At 55.3% G+C, this 23,080-nt stretch carries 29 protein-coding genes; 13 read left to right on the top strand and 16 right to left on the bottom strand.

The features are described 5' to 3' along the window. Together HL45_RS19475 and HL45_RS19480 are read right to left on the bottom strand one after the other, a co-directional pair. A partial coding sequence (locus HL45_RS19475) for a TFIIB-type zinc ribbon-containing protein (RefSeq protein WP_275450979.1) occupies positions 1 to 191 on the bottom strand: 191 nt, incomplete at its 3' end. A gap of 159 nt (positions 192 to 350) precedes the next feature. Next, the gene (locus HL45_RS19480) at positions 351 to 740 is read right to left on the bottom strand and encodes a hypothetical protein (protein ID WP_049972883.1); all 390 of its coding nucleotides are present in this window, start codon (positions 738 to 740) and stop codon (positions 351 to 353) included. A gap of 145 nt (positions 741 to 885) precedes the next feature. On the opposite strand from HL45_RS19480, the gene HL45_RS19485 reads away from it, so the two are divergent. Beyond that, on the top strand, positions 886 to 1,458 hold the full coding sequence (locus HL45_RS19485) for a DUF7344 domain-containing protein (protein WP_049972884.1): 573 nt from the start codon (positions 886 to 888) through the stop codon (positions 1,456 to 1,458). A gap of 405 nt (positions 1,459 to 1,863) precedes the next feature. Here HL45_RS19485 and HL45_RS19490 read toward each other — a convergent pair whose 3' ends face one another. Further along, entirely contained in the window at positions 1,864 to 2,163 is a 300-nt protein-coding gene (locus tag HL45_RS19490; RefSeq protein WP_049972885.1) for a PadR family transcriptional regulator, read from the bottom strand. 223 nt (positions 2,164 to 2,386) lie between these two features. Between HL45_RS19490 and HL45_RS19495 the strand changes: the two genes are divergently transcribed. Further along, on the top strand, positions 2,387 to 2,620 hold the full coding sequence (locus HL45_RS19495; RefSeq protein ID WP_049972886.1) for a UPF0058 family protein: 234 nt from the start codon (positions 2,387 to 2,389) through the stop codon (positions 2,618 to 2,620). A gap of 41 nt (positions 2,621 to 2,661) precedes the next feature. On the opposite strand, the gene HL45_RS19500 is transcribed toward HL45_RS19495, so the two are convergent. Next, a complete protein-coding gene (locus tag HL45_RS19500) occupies positions 2,662 to 3,264 on the bottom strand; it encodes a DUF7344 domain-containing protein (protein ID WP_233274868.1) in 603 nt (200 codons plus the stop codon). Positions 3,265 to 3,972: 708 nt separating this feature from the next. On the opposite strand from HL45_RS19500, the gene HL45_RS19505 reads away from it, so the two are divergent. Continuing rightward, positions 3,973 to 4,716, top strand: a complete 744-nt coding sequence (locus tag HL45_RS19505; RefSeq protein WP_084157194.1) for a helix-turn-helix domain-containing protein — start codon at positions 3,973 to 3,975, stop codon at positions 4,714 to 4,716. Here HL45_RS19505 and HL45_RS19510 read toward each other — a convergent pair. After that, entirely contained in the window at positions 4,713 to 5,783 is a 1,071-nt protein-coding gene (locus HL45_RS19510; protein ID WP_233274869.1) for a helix-turn-helix transcriptional regulator, read from the bottom strand. The two genes, HL45_RS19505 and HL45_RS19510, sit on opposite strands and share 4 nt — an antisense overlap. A 449-nt stretch (positions 5,784 to 6,232) precedes the next feature. After that, entirely contained in the window at positions 6,233 to 6,880 is a 648-nt protein-coding gene (locus tag HL45_RS19515; protein ID WP_049972887.1) for a helix-turn-helix domain-containing protein, read from the bottom strand. Between the two features lie 250 nt (positions 6,881 to 7,130). Here HL45_RS19515 and HL45_RS19520 point away from each other — a divergent pair, with 250 nt between their 5' ends. The 3 genes from HL45_RS19520 (at position 7,131) to HL45_RS19530 (ending at position 10,755) form a co-directional block, all read left to right on the top strand. Further along, positions 7,131 to 7,754: a HalX domain-containing protein gene (locus HL45_RS19520; RefSeq protein ID WP_049972888.1), complete on the top strand. Its 624-nt coding sequence runs from the start codon at positions 7,131 to 7,133 to the stop codon at positions 7,752 to 7,754. A gap of 81 nt (positions 7,755 to 7,835) precedes the next feature. Next, the gene (locus tag HL45_RS19525) at positions 7,836 to 9,314 is read left to right on the top strand and encodes an ATPase domain-containing protein (RefSeq protein ID WP_049972889.1); all 1,479 of its coding nucleotides are present in this window, start codon (positions 7,836 to 7,838) and stop codon (positions 9,312 to 9,314) included. 43 nt (positions 9,315 to 9,357) lie between these two features. After that, complete coding sequence (locus tag HL45_RS19530) at positions 9,358 to 10,755, top strand: sensor histidine kinase (RefSeq protein WP_233274870.1); 1,398 nt, start codon at positions 9,358 to 9,360, stop codon at positions 10,753 to 10,755. 234 nt (positions 10,756 to 10,989) lie between these two features. Here HL45_RS19530 and HL45_RS20985 read toward each other — a convergent pair whose 3' ends face one another. The 4 genes from HL45_RS20985 to hisS all read right to left on the bottom strand — a co-directional run bounded on the left by HL45_RS20985 (position 10,990) and on the right by hisS (position 13,810). Beyond that, a complete protein-coding gene (locus HL45_RS20985) occupies positions 10,990 to 11,250 on the bottom strand; it encodes a DUF7563 family protein (protein ID WP_158413737.1) in 261 nt (86 codons plus the stop codon). Continuing rightward, positions 11,243 to 11,446 (bottom strand): hypothetical protein, encoded by a 204-nt coding sequence (locus HL45_RS19535; RefSeq protein ID WP_049972891.1) that lies wholly within the window; start codon positions 11,444 to 11,446, stop codon positions 11,243 to 11,245. Before HL45_RS19535 ends, HL45_RS20985 begins: the two co-directional genes overlap by 8 nt. Before the next feature lie 277 nt (positions 11,447 to 11,723). Continuing rightward, positions 11,724 to 12,389, bottom strand: coding sequence for a thiaminase II (gene tenA / locus HL45_RS19540; RefSeq protein ID WP_049972892.1), 666 nt, complete (start codon positions 12,387 to 12,389; stop codon positions 11,724 to 11,726). A 122-nt stretch (positions 12,390 to 12,511) separates the two neighbouring features. After that, positions 12,512 to 13,810: a histidine--tRNA ligase gene (hisS, locus tag HL45_RS19545; RefSeq protein WP_049972893.1), complete on the bottom strand. Its 1,299-nt coding sequence runs from the start codon at positions 13,808 to 13,810 to the stop codon at positions 12,512 to 12,514. Positions 13,811 to 13,897: 87 nt separating this feature from the next. Here hisS and HL45_RS21855 point away from each other — a divergent pair, with 87 nt between their 5' ends. The 5 genes from HL45_RS21855 (at position 13,898) to HL45_RS19570 (ending at position 17,024) form a co-directional block, all read left to right on the top strand. Next, positions 13,898 to 14,026, top strand: a complete 129-nt coding sequence (locus HL45_RS21855; protein ID WP_267879607.1) for a hypothetical protein — start codon at positions 13,898 to 13,900, stop codon at positions 14,024 to 14,026. Between the two features lie 97 nt (positions 14,027 to 14,123). Continuing rightward, positions 14,124 to 15,623 (top strand): glycyl aminopeptidase, encoded by a 1,500-nt coding sequence (locus HL45_RS19555; protein ID WP_049972895.1) that lies wholly within the window; start codon positions 14,124 to 14,126, stop codon positions 15,621 to 15,623. Between the two features lie 70 nt (positions 15,624 to 15,693). Continuing rightward, positions 15,694 to 15,945: a hypothetical protein gene (locus HL45_RS19560; RefSeq protein WP_049972896.1), complete on the top strand. Its 252-nt coding sequence runs from the start codon at positions 15,694 to 15,696 to the stop codon at positions 15,943 to 15,945. 80 nt (positions 15,946 to 16,025) lie between these two features. Beyond that, positions 16,026 to 16,523, top strand: coding sequence for a PH domain-containing protein (locus HL45_RS19565; RefSeq protein WP_049972897.1), 498 nt, complete (start codon positions 16,026 to 16,028; stop codon positions 16,521 to 16,523). A gap of 135 nt (positions 16,524 to 16,658) precedes the next feature. Then, the gene (locus HL45_RS19570) at positions 16,659 to 17,024 is read left to right on the top strand and encodes a hypothetical protein (protein ID WP_233274871.1); all 366 of its coding nucleotides are present in this window, start codon (positions 16,659 to 16,661) and stop codon (positions 17,022 to 17,024) included. A gap of 90 nt (positions 17,025 to 17,114) precedes the next feature. Here HL45_RS19570 and HL45_RS19575 read toward each other — a convergent pair whose 3' ends face one another. Then, positions 17,115 to 17,411 carry a hypothetical protein gene (locus tag HL45_RS19575; protein ID WP_049972898.1) on the bottom strand — a complete coding sequence of 99 codons (297 nt, stop codon included), beginning with the start codon at positions 17,409 to 17,411 and terminating at the stop codon, positions 17,115 to 17,117. Between the two features lie 242 nt (positions 17,412 to 17,653). On the opposite strand from HL45_RS19575, the gene HL45_RS19580 reads away from it, so the two are divergent. Together HL45_RS19580 and glmU are read left to right on the top strand one after the other, a co-directional pair. After that, complete coding sequence (locus HL45_RS19580; RefSeq protein WP_049972899.1) at positions 17,654 to 18,022, top strand: hypothetical protein; 369 nt, start codon at positions 17,654 to 17,656, stop codon at positions 18,020 to 18,022. Between the two features lie 52 nt (positions 18,023 to 18,074). Beyond that, positions 18,075 to 19,256, top strand: coding sequence for a bifunctional sugar-1-phosphate nucleotidylyltransferase/acetyltransferase (gene glmU / locus HL45_RS19585; RefSeq protein ID WP_049972900.1), 1,182 nt, complete (start codon positions 18,075 to 18,077; stop codon positions 19,254 to 19,256). 67 nt (positions 19,257 to 19,323) lie between these two features. Here the strand turns inward: glmU and HL45_RS19590 are convergent, their stop codons facing one another. The 5 genes from HL45_RS19590 to HL45_RS19610 form a co-directional block, all read right to left on the bottom strand. Beyond that, complete coding sequence (locus tag HL45_RS19590; protein WP_233274872.1) at positions 19,324 to 19,548, bottom strand: DUF7563 family protein; 225 nt, start codon at positions 19,546 to 19,548, stop codon at positions 19,324 to 19,326. A gap of 133 nt (positions 19,549 to 19,681) precedes the next feature. Beyond that, positions 19,682 to 20,923, bottom strand: coding sequence for a helix-turn-helix transcriptional regulator (locus tag HL45_RS19595; RefSeq protein WP_049972901.1), 1,242 nt, complete (start codon positions 20,921 to 20,923; stop codon positions 19,682 to 19,684). Between the two features lie 250 nt (positions 20,924 to 21,173). Then, positions 21,174 to 21,767, bottom strand: a complete 594-nt coding sequence (locus tag HL45_RS19600; protein ID WP_049972902.1) for a DUF7344 domain-containing protein — start codon at positions 21,765 to 21,767, stop codon at positions 21,174 to 21,176. Between the two features lie 180 nt (positions 21,768 to 21,947). Then, on the bottom strand, positions 21,948 to 22,133 hold the full coding sequence (locus HL45_RS19605; RefSeq protein ID WP_049972903.1) for a hypothetical protein: 186 nt from the start codon (positions 22,131 to 22,133) through the stop codon (positions 21,948 to 21,950). Further along, positions 22,130 to 23,044 (bottom strand): glycosyltransferase family 2 protein, encoded by a 915-nt coding sequence (locus tag HL45_RS19610; protein ID WP_049972904.1) that lies wholly within the window; start codon positions 23,042 to 23,044, stop codon positions 22,130 to 22,132. Before HL45_RS19610 ends, HL45_RS19605 begins: the two co-directional genes overlap by 4 nt. Between the last annotated feature and the right edge of the window lie 36 nt (positions 23,045 to 23,080).

A 23,080-nucleotide genomic window follows, 5' to 3' on the forward strand; every position in this document is an offset into this window, starting at 1 on the left:
GCGCGCCACTCCGGCCCGCGGTCGACGTGGTCTTCTTCGACGACCAGTCCACAGTCGTCACAGACTATTTCGGACTGATCTGCACTGTTGACGAGGCTCTTCGACCCGCACTCGGGACACCCCTTGACCCCCTCCTCCTCGGTTTCGGTTTGCTCCGCGCGGCGCTCCCGTTGGCGAGTGGACCGTTTCATCATTATTCTATACTCACAGCCAACATTTAAACCCCCGGATGAAACCTTGTGAGTGACAACCACACAAAAACTGTGATAATAACTTCGAAAACCCGATGCCGCTACCGAACTACTGGAAAACGAGATAGCAAAACGACATTTCGGGTGGTTTTTGCGTGGTCAGTTTGTCGGTTTCGCCAACTGTGAAACCTCGACCATCACGTCGTTACTGTCCGGGTTCGTATCTCGGAACGTCCACGAACGGTTGAAAGTCATTCCTGCATCCTGTCCTTTTGTGAGCAGTTCTCCGAGTGCGGTTTTGAAGTCCGTCGTCGTCGTCCCAGTGGGAACGCTCGGTTGGGTCGGAGTTGTGTCGGCCAGTTCTGGCCGCGGTGCGAGGCTCGTTATTTCGACCATGATGTCGTCGCGTTCCATCCCCTCGTGGCGGAACGTCCATGACTGGTCGAGTTCGACTCCGTTCTCTCGTGCCGTCGAGATGAGTACTTCGAGCGTTGCTTCAAACTCCTCGGGAGAGGCTGCCCAGGCGGGAATGTGGTCGGCCTGGCTCATTCAATACAGTCTATGAGTAGTAGCCTCATAAACTCGGAATGCTGTTCCACCTGGTTTCGTATATTTTCACTGTTTGAAACAGTTTGAAACAGTCTGGGAGTGCGTCATTGGTTTAATATCGTAGAACAATTTGGTTGTTACTGTCATGAGCGCGACGGAGAGAGCGACCGAGCGCATCAGTAATCCAGTTACAGAAAGCGAACCGTCCGTCGAGCGCAAACTCTCGACGGACGATGTGTTTCACCTGCTTCAGAGTCAGCGTCGACGGGATGCCATCCGGTTCCTTCGAGATAAAGACGGCCCGGTCGAGATGCGCGACATCGCAGAACAGGTCGCCGCGTGGGAAAACGATACCACGGTGCAGACCCTCTCGTCCAGCGAGCGTCAGCGCGCGTACATCCCACTGTATCAGTCCCACCTGCCGAAACTCGACGAGGAAGGCATTATCGAATACGACCAGAACCGCGGTATTGTCCGAAAAACACCACTTTCCGAGCAACTAGAGTGCTACCTCGACGTGGATGACGAACCGACCGAGGACGAGGACAGTCGCCAGTGGAACGCGTACTATCTCGGCGTCTCCGGGGCTGGAACGCTCCTGTTTCTCGGCGCGATACTCAACGCTCCGTTGTTTTCGCTGCTTCCTGCTACGGTCACAGTCGCCGTGGTTTTAGCGGCGTTTTGGATGGTGTCGATTTCCCACTCTATTTCCGTGTAACTCGCTCAGGATGCTGAACGACTCTCGACATCACGAACTGTGGCGGTGAAAAAGAATCCGCCGAAGTTTCCCCCTCCGAAACTGGACTTATCTCGGTTCGTCCAAGCAGTTTTCGCAGACATCTACACTCGCTTTGAGATAGGTGTCGTCTTCGTGTAGTTCCATTTCGATACGCGTCACCGGGACATAGTCTCGGCAGTACGCGCAACGTTCGATAGCATCAACCCGTTTTTTCATGTCGTAATTTCCCGGCATAGATGTGCGCTCATTCAAGCCTGATGGCCATCTGGCTTACACATGACAAGGAGGGTTCCAAAGTCTATGCGTTAGCATTTCCGCTTTTTAAATAGGAACGACGGATATATTGCGCTAAAAATGAACCGCAATGAATGACGCGTAGTGGTGTTAGTCCGCGAGTTCGGCCGTTTCTTTTTCGCTGACGTACTTCGCTTCCCACTCGCCGCGTGCCTCTATCTCGCGCTGGCCGCGACGAGTGAGGGTGTAGTAGTTCGTCCGGCGGTCGACTTGGCCCTTCTCGACCAATCCTTTATCGACGAGCGTGTCGAGATTGGGGTACAGACGTCCGTGATGGATGTCCTTTTCGTAGTAATCTTCGAGTTCTTCCTTGATGGCGAGTCCGTGCGGCTCGGTCAAACCGTTGATGACGTACAACAGGTCGCGCTGGAAGCCAGTCAGGTCGTACATGTTCGGCTCAATGTTATGTCTACACGGTATTAGTTAAGCGCATGATAATGCGCGCTGTATCGGGTGTAAACGGGGTTTGGGGTGTACTTTCGAATCTGATAACTACCTGGTCTAGACAAAATATTGTCATTCCATTTCGTTCCGCGATTGGAAAAACGCTGGAATATATGTCTGTTCCCGGCCCAAGATAATATTACGGTTGAACCACCACATCAGCCATGATATGAAGAAACAAGAGCTCATTCACCTCCACGGCCTACTGGCAGAGGTACGAAATCAGTACGAAATTAGAAATGATGGATCGATAGAAATACCCGACTACGAGAAAACTGGCGTTCATCCGACCTCGATTCACCATTCGAAAACAGCGCACATGGAAGCGGTATTCGAACTCACAGATGGACTTACTGACGCGATGAAAGATGAAGAAGCGGAGCTTACACCTCACGTTCGGTGAGGTTTGGAGGTGGCCTCTGGGCCACTACAGAGGGGAGTCGTCTACTTTTCGCTCCGTTCCGAAGCGAGTTGTGCGAGTGTTACCAGTGCGAACATGGCGACGATGCTGCCACCGATAGCGACGGTCGGGAGCGTCGCAAGCACAGGTGCGCCAAGAACTGAACCGGCGAGGAGAATCGTACTGAATACGGAGATGCCGAGGTAGTACGCTTCCCACTGTATCTCGTCGTCGGTGTCGTCGTCCACATTATCGCTCTCATCGTCCGTGGAGAGATACCGGTCGAGTTGGTTCGCTATCTCGGTTCGCGTGACGGTTCCGCGACTCTGATTGTATTCGATGATGCCTTCCTCGTCGAGTTTCGGCAGGTGAGACTGGTACAGTGGGATGTATACGCGCTGGCGCTGGTCGGACGTTAGTTCCTGTACGGTGATGTCGTTCTCCCATGCGGCGACCTGTTCTGCGATGTCGCGCATCTCGATAGTCCCTTCGTGGTCTTTCAGGTATCGGAGGACGTGACGCCGACGCGGCGTCTGAAGGAGATGGAATATCTTATCCTTCGAGAGTTCGATGTCGAGGCTATCCTCATCGACAACGTGCGTTTCCGCGCTTTCCGCGCTTTCCGCGTGAACCTCTGCAGCGCTCATGACGAATGAATTATCGACAGAATGGGTAATAAACCAATAATGCTCTCCCATTTTGTTGCGAACGGTTGCGATAGATTGCTAGGTTCCTTAGCACTCATATAAGATGTAATCCAAATTTATCTGTTTTGTTCAGTAACACATATTGGAATTGGTATTATACTGTATTTCAGGTACTTGAAATCCGTGCTTAAAACCGGCCGTTTCATCCGTTTCTCGGGGTTTCACTCATAGTATGTTTCCCCTGCCACTATTCTGGCAGCACTTGTCGGAACATTCACACCGAAATAACGCCTATGCTATCTCCAACTTGTCCAATGTCCCCCGCACCCCGTCCGTTGCAACAATCGGGAACAAAACCCACCGATTCTATCTCAGCAGGCTGTCTTGGGTGTCGAAATACGTCCTCACGTGCATCAAAAGTTAACGTCTCTATAGTAATCACGAGTAATCACCTAGTGATAAATGCCCAGCGCGGAGGCGGGGTGTCACAATATCCGGCCGCGAGGGTCACTAGCGCTCATGACATTGACTCCCTCGCGTTTCAATACCAATTCACCAGCGCACTGCTTTCCGGCCGATTCAGGTTCGAGCTGTTCTCCACCCTGAAAGTCTTGGTTGCCGTACACTGTTCGTTGTCGGAATCATATTTTCCTAAAGTTTAATGCACGGTAATCGAATAACCAGAACAACAGTCGGTTCCTTCTAACAATGGCACATGGTGCATCCAACTCTGACGGCGCCTTGGACGACACGGAGGAGTCGTCGGACGGTGTCGAAACCGCCACCTCTCCCGACTCTCCCAGAACGCTTTTCGCCGAAATTTTCGTTGCTCGTGACGATTTGACTCTTGTTCCGACTATCGAATCGGTTCCAGACGTAACGATTCAGATGGAAGAAGTGCCGACCGCGGATACTCCGCTTGCCTTCGTCTCTGTTGTCGGAACTGATTTTGCGAAATTCGAGCGTGAAATAGAGGCAGACCCCACTGTTCGTGAGGTAACGCTTTTTTCCGCGACTGCCGACCAGCGAGTGTACCGAATCCGAACGACGTCGTCCGCGACATCCGTTTTCTCTACGACTACGGAGCTCGGTCTTCGGACACTCGACGTGACGAGCGGAAACGGTGGCTGGGTCATCCGGGTGCAACTACTCGCGCGCGAACCACTTATCGAACTTCGAGAACGGTGTTTGGAGTCGGACGTTCAATTTCGGGTTCAGCAGTTGTACGACGCCAATCCGAGTGCGGAAATCGAAGGAACGAGGCTGACGGGCCACCAGCGGGATACGATTCTCACTGCGTACCAGTCCGGCTACTACAACATTCCGCGAGAGATTTCGCAGGGAGAGCTTGCGAACGAACTCGATGTCTCTACGTCGGCGATTTCACAGCAACTGCGGCGCGCGACTGGTCAGCTAATCGCCAGTACGTTTGCCATCGAACAGGACAGTTAGGCTTCGAACGGTGATTTCGACGCTTCCGGCTCCGACCCGTTCAGGAAGACGAGGTTTCCGCGTCCGATCTGGACGCGAGTAATCTCGTCGTTGTTTTCCATCTTGGAGAGTTTTCTGCTCACGGTCGATTTCGACCACGAGGTTTCCGATGTAATATCTGCCTGCTTCATCCGACCTCCGTACTGAATGAGCAAGGAACGGATTCGCTCTTCGTCCGTCAGCATCTCCTCGTCTGCAAGATTGCCGACAGGCGGTTGCGGCTCCGGCTCGACACCCACCGATTCACCCGCGACGTTGGTTTCGGGTTCAGGCTCCGGTTCCGGTTCCGGTTCGTCGGACGAGTTTCGCTCGAACAGCCCGGACAAAACCGTCCGTATCGAAGCCAGCGGGCCGTCGGATTGTGGTTCAGCTTCGATTTTCTCGTCCGCTGGCTGCTCGGTTTCCGTCGTGCTTTCCTGTGGGGTGTAGGCGGGCGTCGTCGTCCATTCGGCACCGTCTTCGGAAATTTCGACGACAATATCGAACAGCGTTTTTAGCGTGTTGATGGTCTCCGGGTCGTGAATGTCTGGATCCATCTGGAAATAGCCGACTGCTCCGGCGGCTTGGATGCGGTGTGTGAGAATGTGGAGATAGCGGAATGCGGTGTCGAAATCGACGTATTCGAGGAGGACGGTGAGCGTCTGTACCGATACTACCGGTTGTTCCTCGTCGTCAGTCCACGATTTTAGATGGCTGCTCAGAGGAACGATGATTTCCATCGGGTCGGTCGGGTCGACGACTGCCGTTGTTACCCCATCGGGCGTCTGTTCGTCGAAGTCCGACGGCTGACTCATGCCGCTCGCGTGGATGAAACGCATCTCTTGCGGTAGATGACCGATGCTTCGTTGCCAGTCACCGAGCCACTGATCCGGTGGCTGTGTGTAGGTGACTGCCGCGATATTGGCATCGTTCGGCGGCGTCGAAGCTACAAGCTCCATGTGGGCCTGATTGCCGTCTGGCGTCAGCGGCGCGAGTACGAGGACGTTTGCGGCGTCTTCGAGTTCTTTTTTTATTTTACGAACGTTCATTTATGTTATGTCCCATACATAAGACGACATGTTGGTATAGTGGCTGTAATTTCAGTTGCTTGTTCGATATAACCGACTATCAATGTATAGTTTTCCCCCTTTATCTCGTGCTACCCGACCGTATCCTTTGTCTGTGAAACCCCATTATTTCGACCAACGAGTCACTCATTTGTGGCTGTTTTACCTCGTCTATATTCGGCGTTCCGATTTTTCTGGATGGGGAATATGCCGAGCCGTTTCGAAAACTCGCGGACGGACATGGGAGTACGCACACGCTTGCCTCTGCGACACTTGTCCGGCTCTCCTTGTTCATGCCTGCCCCGAGTTGCGACCGACAACTCGCGTTCGTTGTAAGCCATACAGTAACTTACTGTAAAGGCAGTGTGTGAACATTAACACTCCTTATTATCCACCCTCTTAGCAAAAAACATGGGCTTGCAAATGCAGGGTCATCCTTCGTGTCGAAGTGTGTTCGTAATGAGGTTTGCGTGCCCACGACGGAGACGCGTCGAGAGTGCGTTCGGCGAGATGTCAAGTTCGACTGCAACGTCCTCCAAGGTAATATCGCGCGGAACGCTGAAGTAGCCCGATTCGAGCGCGACCAGCAACGCTTCTCGTTGCTTTGTCGTCACCTCGTACTTACCCAGTGCGTCGGGGTGTCGAGACTCGTATAAACGCGTTAGCTGAAATGAAAGCGAATGTTCCGTACAGTAGTCGTGGAAATCCGTCAGTGACGATTCGTCGGGAAACAGCAACTTGAGGTTCCACTCGCGCCCTTCGCTTGTCGCTTCGAGAATCGTCGCTTTCGCCTTCGAAACCGCGTGCGAGATGGTTCCGATTCGTTGTTGCCAGACAACGCGGTAAAACTGCTTGTCGCTATGGTCTTCGAGTTGGATGACCGCCTCGACGCTTTTGTCAGCCTCAAGCGCACATTCGAACGCATCGAGTTGTTCACCGGTCACCCAGAAATATGGGGTCACGTGCTGACTGTCCGCGACGACTCGCTCGATTTCTATTCGAACGTCAGGAACTGCCTCCAGCGTTTCTCGCAGAATAAACTCTTTCGCAGGTACCGTGAACTCGGTTAGAACGCTCATCTATTTACAAAACCACATTTTTTCGAAGCTATTGTAGTTACCGGTGAGGGTGGGTTTCAGTCGGTTAGCTAACCGTTTTCCGCCTGTTTTTGGTGATGATATCGAAACGCTTTTATAAGTTTGCGGAAGACTCGTACATTAGTTGTAATAAAGGGTGCTTCGTCCATGATTTATATTCGAAGGAACTTCGCACGTACGAATCATATCGCTACATTTGATATAGCGAGGATATTCAACCCCCACGTAACCAATGTCTGACGTGTCCACCGTTCTCATCGTTGACGACGAACATGCGATTACCGACTTGCATGCTCGGTGGCTCGAAGATTCCTACGACATCAAAAAGGCGTACAATGGAACCGAGGCACTGGAGCAGATAGACGACTCCGTCGATGTCGTTCTCCTCGACCGGCGGATGCCCGATCGCTCCGGACGGGAGGTTCTCGGCGAAATCCGCGAACGAGGTATCGACTGCCGCGTTGCGATGGTGACCGCGGTAGAACCCGACTTCGATATTCTCGAACTCGGCTTCGACGACTACATCTGCAAGCCTGTTTCCGACCCAGAGCAACTTTGGGAAGTCGTCGCCTCACTCGAAACTCGTACCGCCTATGATTCGCAGGTACAGGAGATGATGGCGCTGTCTTCGAAACGAGCGGCGCTGGAGCAACGAAAAGATCCGGACGAACTTGCCGAAAACGAGGAGTACACCGCCCTCGAAACGAGGTTGGCAACCCTTCGGAACGACTTGTCCGACACCGCGATGGGACTGGACGACGACGACCTCCACGCCGAGTTCTACGACCGGAACACCGCCGGGTCGAAACTGATGCAGTCATCGGAACGAGACGACGCACCCGAAACTGAAGAGTAGGCATTTTTCAGTTTTCTGTGGTTTTTAACATCCGATAGAACTATGAGTTGCGGTTCTAAATCTGCCACAATAAGCACATCTATGACGCGGAACCGCCTACTGCGCATCTCAACGGGAGTGTCCGGTCTGGACGAGATACTGCATGGTGGACTCATTCCGGAACGGAACTACCTCGTCCGAGGTGACCCCGGAACGGGAAAGTCGATTCTCGGGATGAACTATCTCGCCGCCGGTGCTGAGGCGGGCGAATCTGTGTTGTTCGCCAACTTAGAGGAATCCGAGGACACTATCCGGAAGAACGCAGAAACGCTCGGTATCGACCTTTCTGCTGTCGAGTTCCTCGATTTGAGTCCTGATTCAAACGTCTTCACTGACCAACAATCCTACGATATCTTCACGCCGACCGAAGTCGAGCAGGAACCGTTGGCGCGAACGATTACGGAACAGGTCGAGTCTATCGACCCGGATCGAGTGTTCATCGACCCGATTACCCGCCTTCGCCATCTCACGTCGAGTCAGTACCAGTTCCGTCGGCAGGTTATCTCCCTGATGCATTTTCTCAAAGAACAGGGCGCTACGGTGTTGTTTACCTCGCAGAACACCCAACAGTCGTCGGACAACGATTTGCAGTATCTGTCCGACGGCAGTATCGAACTCGAACGGACGTTCGCCAACCGAACGATAACTGTGCCGAAGTTTCGTGGCTCGGCGATTCGACGGGGGAACCATACGATGTGCATCGAGGAGGGTGGCATCATCGTCTATCCCGAACTCTCGCACGACGACCGCGGGCGAGAGTTCGTCGCCGACCCGATTTCGTCCGGTCTTCCCCAAGTCGATGAACTGCTTCACGGTGGTTTCGAACGCGGAACGATTTCCATCCTGAGTGGGCCGTCGGGCGTCGGCAAAACGACGTTGGGGACGCAGTTCATGAAGGAGGCCGCAGGCCGGGGTGAACGGTCGGTTATCTACCTGTTCGAGGAGACAGAAAAAACGTTTCGCCGACGCTGTCACTCCATCGGAATTCAGGTCGAATCCATGGCGCGGGAAGCGTCGCTCGCCATCGAAGCAGTCGAGCCACTTCGCCTGTCCGCGCTCGAATTTGCTCGCAAAGTGCGTCGGGAGGTCGAGGAAAACGACACGGACATTGTGATGATCGACGGCATCGACGGCTATCGCCTCTCTCTTCGTGGAGAGTCCAGTGATCTGACCCGACGCCTCCACTCACTCTGTCGGTCGCTGAAGGATATGGGCGTGACCGTCATCCTCGTTGACCAGACGAGCACGGTCGCTGGCGAGTTTTCGGCGACCGACGCTGGCGTCAGCTATCTCGCGGACAATATCGTTTTTCTTCAGTACGTAGAGACACTGGGCCGGATGCGAAAGGCTATCGGCGTGCTGAAGAAACGAACGAGCGACTTCGAACGAACCCTCCGTGAATTTCACATTACGGAACAGGGTATCAGGGTCGGTGAACCGATCACAGGACTTCACGGCGTTCTGAACGGGTCACTCCAACTGGCCGACAATCCGGAGCAGATTCCATCGCACGATGATTAGATATGGATAATCCGAACAACTACCGATGAACGAATATCAACCGATGAGTACACAACTTTCCGCCAGAAGTATTCTCCTGCTCATCGACCATCGGCGAAACCGACGGTTGCTGGCCGACTGGTTGAACTCCGAGTACGAAGTCATCCTCCCTGAAAACGGCGTTGAAACCACGTTCGACCTCTGTATCGTGGACGAGACGTCATTTAGCCGCTACCGCGACGAACTCGACGCTCGAAAGGAGTCGGCGTTGCCGACGTTCCTTCCTTACTTGCTGGTCACATCGACTACCTCTCCGGCACGAACACCGGAAGTGTGGAAGGGTGTCGATGAAGTCATTACGACACCCATCGAGAAGGCGGTACTACAGGCGCGCATCGACGGATTGTTGGAGCGACGCAGGCTCTCGGTCGAAATCGAACGTGAGAAAGAACAAAGCGAGGAGCGGTTTCGAACGCTGTTTCAGACTGCGCCCGACCCCGTCTTCGTCCTCGATGCGGACGGTCGGATACAGTCCGTCAACGACGCGTTTTGTCAAGTGTCCGGACTCGAACGAACTGCCGTTCTCGGCGAACGCGTAGAGAACATTCACGCATTCCCCAACGATTCGCTCGAACGACTGACCGCGGACATTTGTGGACAGGAAGATGACGACCAACTCCCACCGTATTCGGTGACGTATATGACGCCGGATGGGGAGACACGCTATGCGGAAATCAACACGGCGCAAATGCAGTTCGACACGGAGCGCCCGGAGATAATCGGTATTTTCCGCGACGTGACCGAACACAAGCGCAGAAAACAGGAACTCCAACACCAGAACGAACGGTTGGACGAGTTTGCGAGCATGCTCGCACACGAACTTCGGAACCCGTTGGGAATCGCACAGGGGTATCTTCGGGTTGCGGAGTTAGAAAACGCCGACGACGCCTTCGATGAAGTTCGTGAAGCACACGACAGAATGGAGCGGATGATAAACGAAATGCTCGACCTCGCGCGCAGGCCAGGGGCCATCGAGGACACGGAGCGGACGGAGTTCCACGACATCATCGAAAGCGCGTGGTCGAGGATGGCCCCCCCCGAGGCAACCCTCGTGTTGGAAAACGTCGGTGGGGAGATTTCGGCCGACGTTGACCGGCTGAGTCAGGTGTTCGAAAATCTGTTTCGAAACGCCGTGGAACACGTCGGCGAGGACGTAACCGTTCGCGTTGAGCGCCTTTCCGATGGGATTCTGGTTGAGGACGACGGCCCCGGGATTCCGGCGGAACACCGCGATACCGTCTTCCAGAGCGGGTACACGACCGACAACGGAACCGGCCTCGGTCTTTCTATCGCTCGACAAATCGTCGAAGCTCACGGTTGGGATATTGACGTCGCCGAAGGGAACGACGGCGGTGCTAGATTCGAAATCACGGGGATGCAGTTCGGTGAACGGGCGGAGTGACCGCCCGTTGGGGGTGGAAACAAAATCTGGGATACGCGTGGGGGATAGCAGTCGCGCATGCCCAACCTCTTGTGCGGGCAACCGCCCCGCACTTTTACTATAGTGACGAGATAAAAAAGAAATTTCCCTTACCCGGTGTGAAAGTAAAACCGTGTGCTCTGTGGAGTAAAGCCGCTCCACAGCCGAGCTGAGAAGAAACAGTTTCCCACCGGAAAAATGGCTTTCCCGTCCGCGTCAAAGGCTTACCCGGCGTTCGAAGGTTGGACTTGCGGCGGCACCGTGCTTCAACGCGCCCCACGGAGTACATTCTGGGCAGGCGAACACCACACCCTCTGCCCCAAACATCCGAACGAATTTCGGGTCGACGTGGTCGTTCTTACACGTCGGATTTTGACACGTCACGTATCTACTTGGATTCGATTTCAGTCTCCACACCTGTCGTTTACGGCTGACGATACCGGTCTGACTGCCATCGGACTGTTCGGCTTTAGCCATCCAGAACCACCTTCTCGCGCGTGAGGTTCTCACCGGTTTTTCTGTCGTGGAGTTCCCAGAACTCCGCGTCGATGTCGGGAACCCGACTGCACTGATGGCACCAGAAGTGGCTGTTGGTCGGTTCCCAACTGGTGTGCCCGTTCGGGCAGGTGTAGCGCCACTTCGCCATCGGGGTATCGATGTCGTGTGTACTCATATTTCTGCCTACAACTATCCTACTCAAAACTTCGAGTCTTACGTGGAGTGAAAGTAAAATCGGGCGTGTTCGACATCGTTACCACCAGAGAGGCAGTCTTCTCCGAAGCAAGCGGTTTACTGCTCGGTGAAAGTGATTCATCGAACTCGCGGTAGAGCTGCTAATTTTGGAAATTTGTATATATTTCCCAGTTTTGCCGTTTTTGACAGTTTTGCCAATTTTACCAGTTTGTATGTATTTTATGATTTTGCTGGTTTTGCTGTTTTGGATGGATTTGCTATCTTGGGCTATCCCACGTTTCCCGCCGATACGCCATTCCCCAGAATGTTGTTTCAAGACGCGTACTCGTCAAAAACGCCTCTTTCATCGCTTGCTGTTCTCCCGGGTATTCCTCGGCACAGTGGTCAACGAACGTGCGCATCCATTCCACCGATTCTCGAAATTCGTCGCTCGTGTACTTCTCGATGAAGGGAGTGTACCGATGCTCCTCTTCTGCGATGGTCGCCATGTGGTCTGCAATGTCGAGGTAGCCTTGTCCGCACGGGTAAATCGCCGCGGCGAGTTCAGCGAGCGACCCCTCGTAGGCAACTCGAAGAAGGTAGTTCGTGTACGCGACGCACGTCGGCGCTTTTGTGACTGCTTCGAGTTCGGCTCGTGAAATTCCGTACTCATCGGCGAACTCCCGATGAAGTTCCAACTCGTCGGCGAGAATCGCGTGTGAAATCCCGAGTAGGTGGGTCATCGTCTCCTCGTCGCGCGCCTTGCACCCGCCGATGGCGAACACGCGAGCGTAATCGAGAAGGTACCGGTAATCCTGTTCGACCCAGTGGCGAAACGCCGCCGGGTCGAGGGTTCCCTCGGCCAATTCGACCACGAACGGGTGTTCTTTCTGTGCGTTCCAGAGGGCTTCGCCGTCGGTCAGTAGTTGGTCGCTGAACGCCATGACTGACCGTCAGTTTCCCAGAAATATAATTTAGTGGTATTACTCAGTCATCGCCGGTTGCTAACTCACGGCTTACCCCCTCTATGCTCGATTCCACCGACGAAATAGAAACTAAGAATCGCCTACAGCAGGTCGAGGACGTGTTCGACGACCTCATCCTTCGGAACCTGCTCTTCCTCACCCGACTCCATGTTCTGTACCGTCACGACACCCTCGTTTAGGTCGCGCTCGCCGACGACGACCGTATATTCGGCGTTGATGCGGTCGGCGTAGCCGAACTGTTCGCCGACACTGCGGTCGGTGAGGTCTGTTTCGACCGTCAATCCGCCTTGACGAAGCCCCATCGCGTACTCCAATCCGATTTCTCCCACGGAATCGGACACAGACAGGACGTAGGCGTCGGTCGAAACGTCTTCTTCCGGCCACTCTCCCAATTCCTTCATCAGGTGCATCGTCGGCGAGTAGCCGAACGCGAACCCGATTGCCGGAACGTCTCGACTTCCGAACTGGCCGATGAGGTCGTCGTACCGGCCTCCACCGAACAGAGCGCGCAGGTCGCTTTCGGTGGCGAACGCCTCGAACACTAGGCCGGTGTAGTAGTCCATCCCGCGCACGATGGAGAGGTCGAAGGTGCACATCGATTCGACGCCGTAGGCCGAAAGCGCATCGTAGAGTTCGTGCATCCGCCCGATTGCTTCGTCTGCGGCCTCGCTTTCGGGAGCCTTATCGGAAAGTTCGACCAGCGCGCGTTCCATCTCGCCGCTGATGGCGGTGAGTTCGTCGATTTCTTCGGCCGTTTCCGGGTCAACACCCTCGGTTTCGAGCTTGTCCAAAAACTCTTCTCTGTTGATTTTCTCCTTCTTGTCGATGACGCGCATCACGTCCTTGCTCTCGCCGACGCCGATTCCGCGAAGCAGTGCGTCGAGCAGTTTGCGATCGTTCAGTCTGAACTCGACAGAGTCCGCCACGCCGAGTTTCTCGAAGATGGTGCCAGCACAGGCGATGATTTCCGCGTCGGCCTCGACGGATTCGACGCCGAAGATGTCGAAGTCGGTTTGGAAAAACTCGCGGTCGCGGCCCTTTTGTACCGCCTCGTAGCGCCAGCGTTTCGAGGTGTCGAACCACTTAATCGGGGTTCCGAGGTCTTTGCGCTGTTGCACCAACCGCGCCCGAGTCGGCGTCTGTTCGGGAATCAAGGTAACTTCGCGCCCACCTTTGTCCTCGAAACTGTACGTCTCCTCGACGATGTCTTCGCCCGACTTTACCCGGAATAGGTCGGTGGGTTCGACGCTCGGCGCGTCGATTTCGCGGAAGCCGAACTCGCGGCCCGTCTCCTCGACGGTGTCCACGATTTTGCGCCACGCCGCCCACTCTCCGGGATAGCGGTCGTAAAAGCCCTTTAGGCTCTCGAACTCGTCCATGTGTGGCGTATCGAAGGCGAGCGATTTACGTTTGGCTATCTCTGGGACGAAAACACATATAATCACTGTGTATTTTCGAAACCCTCGTTGAGCGACCCCGAAGCCGACGAGCCACTCCGGGAAGAGTTCAGTGCTGTCGATAAATCCGCAACTGAAATTCTCGCCGATGCACGCGAGAGCGTACTTTACGACGTTGGAAGTGTCGCAGAATGGTAGTACGGCCGCGCTGCTATACGTTCTACTGCACCTGTAATTTCTTCCATCTGAGTCAGGCGATGTATAACAAAACGACTGTCCGACGCCATCACAGTCGATGGCACTCGGGGGTTGGGTTTCCGGAAAGACAGTATCGCTGGTGTTGGTGTGCCTGCTCGTCGCTGGGGCGTTTGCGCCTCCCGCGACGGCACAGTCAGCAGGGGAACCTCCGGATGTCTCGATTTCTATCGAACGACCCGCGGACGATTCGACGACAGTACAGTATCAACTCGACTTCGACGCTCCGGCGGAAACGGAATCGTTCTGGCTCATCAACTACACCGGAACCGTCGTCTCTTCCGATGGATTCGTCAGCGGTCAAACGCAAAACGACGACCACGCACTTCGCTGGGATGGCGAAACGGAATCACCCTCTGTCACCGTCTCCGCGGACGTAAACGGCGGAAACGGTCGGGAGTTTTCCGCCACCAACGACTGGATACTCTCGCCGACGCCGCAGTTGTCGGTTGCGTGGATGTCTGACGGGAGTGATGAGTGGCAGTACCGTCAGCCGCTTCAAGATGATTCCGACGATTCGACCGTCGAGTTCTCCGATTCGGGCGTTCTCGGGTCGGCCTTCACCTACGTTGGCGACTACGAAGAACACACCCATCGCGCAGACGGCCAGCGGTTTAAGATGGTCGTCGTCGAGGGTGCGAATCCCGCGGAGTCTCCCGCTGACGTTTTCGAATCGTGGACGGCGACGAGCAAAGCCATGCCGGGCAAGTCGCCGGACGAAGTGCTGGCTTTCGTCCTTCCCGACCCCAGTTGGCGTGGCGGATTCGCCTCGCCGGAACAGGACGAACTGTGGGTTCACGAGGATGCTCGGCTCTCCGACCCGCAAAACCTCTGGATTCACGAGTACGTCCACACGCGTCAGTCGTTCGAACTCGGCGAGGATATGACGTGGTTCCGTGAAGCCAGCGCGGCCTATCTCGCGTCCGATTTGTCGATGGAACAGGGCCGAACGTCGCCGTCTGCTGTGGCACAAACGCTCACCGCGAAGGATTTCGGTGAATCTGTGCTTTCGAAGTCGAACTCGTGGGAAAACGGCGAAGTGCCCTACTACCGCGGTGCGTATACACTGTGGGCGCTTGATGCGAAGATTCAGCAAGCAACTGACGGGGAAAAGAGCCTGCTCGACGTGTTCGACCGGATGAACGGCCACGAGGGAACCGTATCCTACGCCGATTTCCAAAGCATCGTCGCGGAGGTGTCCGGTCAACCGATGAACTCGTGGCTCGACCAGCACGTGACGACCGCTGCAACCCCGGAACTGCAAACTATCGCAGCCAGTGTCGATGACGATTCGACCGTCGATTCCGGTAGTTCCGGCGTCGGTGATTCGAACGGCGGGCAGGCATCCGGCGAAAGCGCGGATGATGCTGGAGATGGAAGCGACGACCTCGATATGCTCGACATAGAACCGTTGGCGACGACCGGCGACCTCCAATCGACGCTGATACTCTGGGGTGGATTGGGACTCATCGGAGTGGTGTTCGGGCTGACGATTGCCCAGTACGTGTCTGGGTTGATGGAACGAATACGCGAAAAATAGCCCGTGCATACGGTCCAATTCTGTATCATATTTGAGTAATCTTTTTAGCTGCTCAACTATTCGTATCCATATGTCTCGTCGTCCCTCTCACGAACTGTTCGGTGGCGTCGTCCTGCTACTGCTCGCCGGCGGTGTCCTTCAGTTGCTCGTGTGGCAAGACATTCTCCACGCAGGTTCTCCGTTCAGTTTCGGTTGGGTTGGAATCGGCTACAAAGAGTACTTTGCGCTGGTTTTACCGCCTGTTTTTCTGTTTCTCGCCGGTGGTCTCGTTTTTCTTCTCGGTATGCTCCCATGGCGCTACATCGAGTCGAGACGCGCATAGCGCGTCGTTCCCCGAATCTGTTATCGTTTTTTCACGCGCGACAAAGTGTAAGGTACTCGCGGCCCTCGTTGTGGCATACGATGACGAACGATTTCGACTCCTCGTGGCTTCACCTCACGCCGGACGAGGAGGTTCTCTGGGCCGGCCATCGAAGCGTGTACAACATCGTCCCGGCCGTACTGGCCGGTGTCATCTTTATTCTGCTCGGTGCAGGCGTAGGGGGAAGCGACTTCTTCGGCCCGGCGCGGTGGCTTGCAATCGCCCTCGTTCCACTCGGTTTTATCGTCGCCGTCCCACCGTTTCTTCGCTGGCGAAGCGAGTGGTACGTTCTCACAACTGAAGAGATATATCACAAAAGTGGTATTCTTTCCACAAATGTCACACAGATACGACTCGACCGAGTGCAAAACACGTCCTGTTCTCAGTCACTTTCCGAACGAATATTCGACTACGGTGATGTCACCGTTTACACTGCGGGGTCTGGTACCATAGACCTCGTCTTTCGAAACGTTTCCAACCCACAATCTATCAATGAACTGTTGACCGAACAGTTGGGTCGAGTTTCGACGCGACGGTAAGTTTCAGGTGGGTGATTTGGGAGATATAAGCCTCAAAAAACCATATCTCGGGGTTTGAAACGATCCGAAACGGTGCACGACGAGTTTCGGTTTTTATTACCCCCCGGTGGTATGGCCGAATCGAGGAAAGCGAAAATGAGCCAAACTGATAGCGCCCCTCTCTGGAGTGCCCCCCAAGAATTCGAAGCCTCGTTGAAAAGTCTGCTAGCTGCCGCCGGACGCGGCGATGTCACGTTCGACCGTTCGTGGACATTTCGCTACGATGACGACAACCCTGACCTGATGGTTGAGGTGACACGACTGGCTGGACAGTCTGGAATCACACGACCGTGTGGCAAGCACGCGCCGAAAATGCGCGCGGAAGCGTTCGAAACCGAACTATCGGCCCTCCTCCGCGATGCGCACCGGTCGAACGTCGCGTTCGACCGTGCGTGGACCTTCCGCTGTGCAGATGGCTCTGACCTCATGGTCGAGATTACACGCCTCGCAAAACCACAGTAACCCTCCTCGAACGGCTCACACAGCCGCCCTACTCTTATACCGGTCTTTACGCACTTTTCTGTACTATCGCGTTCCGAGAGCTTTCTGTTCTCACGTCAGTTCGATACCCTGTAGTTCACCGAGTGGTTGTCGTTCTTCCGCAACGGGCTTGAGACGGTCTACCTGCGGGTCGAGCCAGCCGCGCGCCCACTGCGTCTCGACGCGGAGGTAGTCGCCCGAGAACGTCTCAAGGAGGAGCGTGAAGCGGTCGTTCGTCCGGTCGATGTCGTGAACGTGGCAGTCGATGTCTACGTCGCTGACCGTGATTCGGAGGGGGTCTTCGATTCGGAGGCCGACGAACGCATCGACCAAGTCGGAAACCTTGTGGCGGCTTTCGGTCGCGCTCATGTCATCTGGTCGTATTCAGTCCGGAGACAAAAAGGGGGAATACGGTTTCACACCGTTTTATTCACTACCGGACAGCTAACATACCGGTGCTGTCATGCGGTTTTATTCGGTTCCTGTCTGAATATTGTTAATACATCCAACCCCATATAAAAGATGGGCACACGAAGGCTAACCTCTTTGACTGTGTATTTTGAATGATAGGTCAAGATGTTTCGGGACTGCTACGCAATCGAGGTGCGAAAATGAAACAGGTCGTCAGTCACGTCGTCCGCGAGGCGGATGGATTCCATGAGTCGATTCCGGTTCGCATCGACGAGTTCCGACTACAACACAATGGTTACGGCGGTATCGAGTGGACTGACAGAACCGAGACGGTAGTTTGCCGACGGGTCGGCGAGCAGTGGCAGGCAGTGGTCGAACGGAACGGCTTGACACGCGCCCTTCTCCCCGGATTGGGTTCGCAAAACCACGCCCTCTGGCTAGCACGAGAGTACATGGAGTTCGGGCGAACCTACGACACCGATGACGTGTGGAACGACCTTCCGCCCAGAGAACAGTCGAACCCCTTCCGCGACATTCTTTCGACCGAGCGCGACACCGCCTTCGTGTAGTCTGACGGTTAGCCCGTGAATAATTATACGCCTTCTAGCGGAAGGTACTGCCATGCAGGCAATCGTTCTTGCGGCGGGTGAAGGGACACGAATGCGACCGCTTTCCGGGTCGGTTCCGAAACCCATGTTGCCGGTCGCGGAGGAACCGCTGGTCGCACACACAGTTCGCGCCGCCGTCGAAGCAGGGGCCGACGAACTCGTTCTGGTCGTGGGATACGAGGCGGAGACGGTTCGTGAACATTTTGGCGAAGAGTACGCCGGAATCCCGGTCAAATACGCGATACAGGAAGAACAGCGCGGCACCGCGGACGCGGTACGTTCTGCACGCGACCACATCGACGGGCAGTTTGCGGTTCTCAACGGCGACAATCTCTACGACACGCCCGCCGTGAAGCGCCTTCTGAGCAACGGCCCGAGCGTCGGTACGTTCCGGGTTGATGACCCGTCGAACTACGGTGTCATTTCGGCGGATGGAGACACTGTGACTGGAATTGTCGAAAAGCCGGACGACCCACCGACCGACCTCGCAAACACCGGGGCCTACGTCTTCCCCGAGGAAGCGCGTGACTGGCTCGACGTGGGCGAGAGCGAGCGCGGCGAGTTCGAGATTACGGACGTGGTCGAGCAAGTCATCGAGGAGTACGACGTAACGCCGGTCGAACTGGAACGATGGCTCGACGTTGGTCGTCCGTGGGAACTGCTCGAAGCGAACGAGTGGAAACTTGGTGAACTCGAACGCGACGTTCAGGGCGACGTGAGCGACCAAGCTGTCATCGACGGAACCGTCGTCGTCGAGGAAGGCGCGACGGTGAAAGCGGGTGTCGTCATCGAAGGCCCCGCACTGATTCGTTCGGGCGCGAGCATCGGACCGAACGCCTACATTCGCGGGGCGACGCTCGTCGGCAAGGATGTAAAAGTCGGCCACAGCGTCGAAGTGAAAAACAGCGTTCTCTCCCCCGGTGCGACCGTCGGACACCTCTCTTACGTCGGCGATAGCGTCCTCGGACGCGACGTGAACTTCGGTGCGGGAACGAACGTGGCGAATCTCCGCCACGACGATGCGAATATCAAGTTCACCGTGAAAGGTGACCGCGTTTCGACCGACCGACGAAAGTTCGGTGTGGTGGCTGGCGACGAGGTCAAAACGGGAATCAACACCAGTCTCACGCCGGGGCTGAAGCTCTCGACGGGAGCGACGACGCTTCCGGGTGACGTTGTGACTCGGGACAAGTAGCGTCCGCTGCTCTCTTTGATATTGTACTACTGCGAATGATGTGAGAAGAAAGGGCCGTACTCGGACACTACCGCATTTCCTCGCGGGCGCGGTCAGCTTTGTCCGGGTGGTTTGCGCGGCCTCGTTTCACTTCAGTAGCAGTCATGCATTCGAAACAGCCGAAGACCTCGTTTTGATTATTTCCGAACACGCGGGTGAACTGTGGTGTTACGAACGAACCGCAGTTCCGGCACTGGGTGTCGGCCATCGTGCTGTCATCGACGTTTCGAGATGCGCTCATGTCTATCGACATTGTATTCTCTCCTTCTCAGGATACCACTATTATTATCCAGCAGTTAATGGTGTGAAACGGAATGGAACAGTGTCGCAAAAAGAGATTGTTCCAACCGTCCCGCAACACTGTCATGCGATTTTTTGATATCTATTTAACTATATGAATCTTCTTCATGTGGGGAGCGTGCACCGCTCGGTTTCGCCCCATCGAGATAGACGATGTTCCCGCGTCCGACGCGAAGGCGGTTGACATCTCCGCGGTCTTCCATCCGTGAGAGCAGTCGGCTCACCTTCGACTTCGACCAGCCCGTCTCCTCGACGACGTCTACCTGCTTCATCCGCCCGCGATTTTCCCGGAGTAGTTGGAGGACAACGCCTTCGTCGGTGAGGATGTCTTCCGACTCGTCTGCGTCCTCTTCGGGCGGTGGCGTTTCGTTCGTGTCGCGTACTTCTGTTACGGATACCGGTGGGTCGGAGTCGTCGTTGTTCGTTCTCCAAAGGAGTGCCGCCGCACCGACGACACCCATACCGACGATTGCGACGAGCAGCAACTGAACGCCTGAAATGCCACCCGACTGCGCGTCCTCATCTCCCGGATTCGCCGCAGTCGTGTTGGTGGCGTCGTTTGGGTCGTTCGGATCGAGATTTGGGTCGTTGTATTCGGTTCCATCGTCGACTTTGTCCCCATCCGTATCGGGGTCGCTTGGGTCTGTGTCGATATTGAGTTCGAGTCCGTCACGAAGCCCATCGTTATCTGTGTCGGCTTTCGTGGGGTCGAGTCGCGGGTTGTCGTACTCCTGACCATCCGGGATGCCGTCGCCGTCCATATCCCAGTTGCGGAACGCGGTTTCGTTCCATCCCGTTTCACTCTGATTGACCTCGAACTCGTTTTCCAGTCCGTCGTTGTCCACGTCACCGCTCTTCGTGATGACGGTTTGGTTGATACTGCGGTTGTCTATCGTAGGCGCATCGTTGTTGAACGTCGGTCTGACGCGGAAGAAAATCGTTCGCTCGCCCGGTTCAACCGCTGTCGAGCCGTTGAGTTCGACGGTTGCGGTCGAACCATTTCCGATTTTCGTGCTTCGACAGTCGAGTTCTTCGGCGTTACCACTCCCCCGACGCTCGTACAGACAGACCGCGTACTGGTCTTCGCTGGCGTTTATTTGAAACGTGACGTTGGCGGTGTACGGTTCGGATTGCCAAACATATGTCGTGTCAGCTGTCGTTGCAACGACGGCCGTTCCAGTTTGGTTGACGGTGACGATACGACCGACATCCGATTCGGATTGCCCACCCACGGACATCGGAACCGAAGCGAAACCGGCAACGACGAGAACGACGACAAACACGGCATAGAGCGTCCACCGGTCACGGTTCCCGAAGCCGAGATACATTTTTTTCGAGTACGTAGAGCGAGGTTTAGTACCTTCGGCATTTAGTTCTGTGTCAGACAAAACTAACGCATTAAAATCTGAATTTATTAAAACATGTATGTATTTTTATACGTTCGATTTCCGTCTCTGAACGGTAGAACCATTCGACTACCACCTAAGTAGAAAGCCGGAGGCTGTTCGTAGTCGTCTCGGGACTGTGTTGGGGTTGGAAACGTTAGAAGCGGTGAATCTGAAACAACGGAACCCGTGACTATCGAAGCGCAAACTGGGCACTCGAAATAGCGGCGTAGAGACAGACGACGAAGGCCCCGAGGACGTGTGTCGGAGCGGCAGAGAGAAGCGGGGCGTTCAACCACGCGGCGGCGAAGGTTCCGGCGCTCGCCGCGGTTGCCCAGCGATAGTAGCTAAACCAGCGGTCATCGTCCATTTCGGATTCGGCATCGGCCGCATCGTCCACGTTGGTACTGCCGACCGTCGTCGTGTCGAGGTACGGGTCGAACTGGTCTGCCAACGGGCCGCGTTCGACGATGCCGCGGCTTTGGTTGTACTCGATGATGCCCTCGTTGTCGAGTTTTGGGAGATGCGACTGGTAGAGGGCAATGTACACGCGCTGGCGCTCGTCCGAGGCGAGCGCTTGGAGGGTCGTGTCGTTCTCCCACGCGGCGACCTGTTCCGCGAGGTCGCGCATTTCGACCGCGCCGTCGTGTTCTTTCAGGTAGCGAAGCGCATGGCGTCTGCGCTGTGTCTGGAGGATGTGGAAAATTTTGTCCTTCGAGAGTTCGTCCGGGTCGTCGTCGTTCGGCAACGACGGGCCGTCAGAGAGAGTCTGCGTCGTAGCGCTCATTGTCTTGATACAGGGCAGACATGGATAGCACATAAAGCAAACCGACCCTCTCGCTTCCTTGCGAGCCGTTGCATTCCGTTTACGTCTTGCGATTGTACGATTTGAACGAAGCAAAATATTACTCAAAATTCATACTGGTTTCTAACTGAGTCATGGAATACGACAGATGTTAGGGAGTGTCTAACTTCCCCATAGCGATTGAGCGACTGTCAGCGCAGTGAACAACGCGATGACGACGCCCGTTGATTGCATCATCGTGAGATGTTCGAGTGGCCCGAGGTTGAGCACGGTGCAACCGAACAGTAGTGTCGAAACTACTGACAGCCCGAGATAGTAGTGAGCGTACCGTGGCTCGTGTGTCGTCATCCGATGTTCGCTCTGGCGCCAGAGTACAGGTTCATCATGAGTCCCGGAACTTGGCGCAGTTCAGGTCGTTTCGACCGTCGTAGATACCGGAACCCGGTACGGAACTGCCCTTCGTCCAGATAGTGTCTGGCGAGGATGTAGTTGTGTGCACCCGTGACGTCGATACCCTGCTGTTCGAGACGCTCGACTTCCTCGGCGAAGGTTCGTCGGTAGTGTTCGTCCGCCTTCGCCACCGCATCTGCCGGTGGTGACCCGGTTTCGTACCGGAGAAGCAGTGGTTCGTTCACGCAGGCGAGTTTGCCGTGTTTGAGGACGCGGATGAGGAACTCGGGGTCTTGAAACCGGTCGAACGACTCGTCGAAGCCGTCGATTTTTCGCGCAATGTCGCTTTCCACGATGAGGGTGGAACCGGCGCTGGTGTGAAGACTGTCGCTTAGCAGTGGCCCAATGAGTTCCTTGCCACCTTCCGCACCTTCGGTTTTGTTCCGCCGCGAAATCAGTTGTGTCGCCCACTTCATAATCGGATTCTGCCCGTCGGGATAGACGGTTTCCGCTTTACAGTAGGCCGCAATCCAGTCGTCCGACCGCAGTTGTAGAGTGAGAACTTGCTTTTCGAGTTTGGTCGGAAGCCAGACGTCGTCCGAATCGAGAAACGCCATGTACTCTCCTTCGGCGTGTTCGATTCCCGTATTTCGCGCAGCACTCGCACCCTGATTTTCTTCGTGTTCGAAAAAGCGGATTCGCTCGTCGTCGTAGGATGCGACGACGTCTGCCGTGTCGTCGTCAGAAGCGTCGTCCACGATGATGAGTTCTAGCTTTTCGAGCGTCTGCGAAAGGACGCTCTCTACGGTTCGGGGCAGGGAATGTGCCCGGTTGTACGTCGGCACGATAACGCTCACAGTCGGGGCCATTCGTTGCTCCAACGTCCGTCTCCTCGGGGCTTTATT

This window comes from Haladaptatus cibarius D43 (assembly GCF_000710615.1).
Classification (GTDB): Archaea; Halobacteriota; Halobacteria; order Halobacteriales; family Haladaptataceae; genus Haladaptatus; species Haladaptatus cibarius.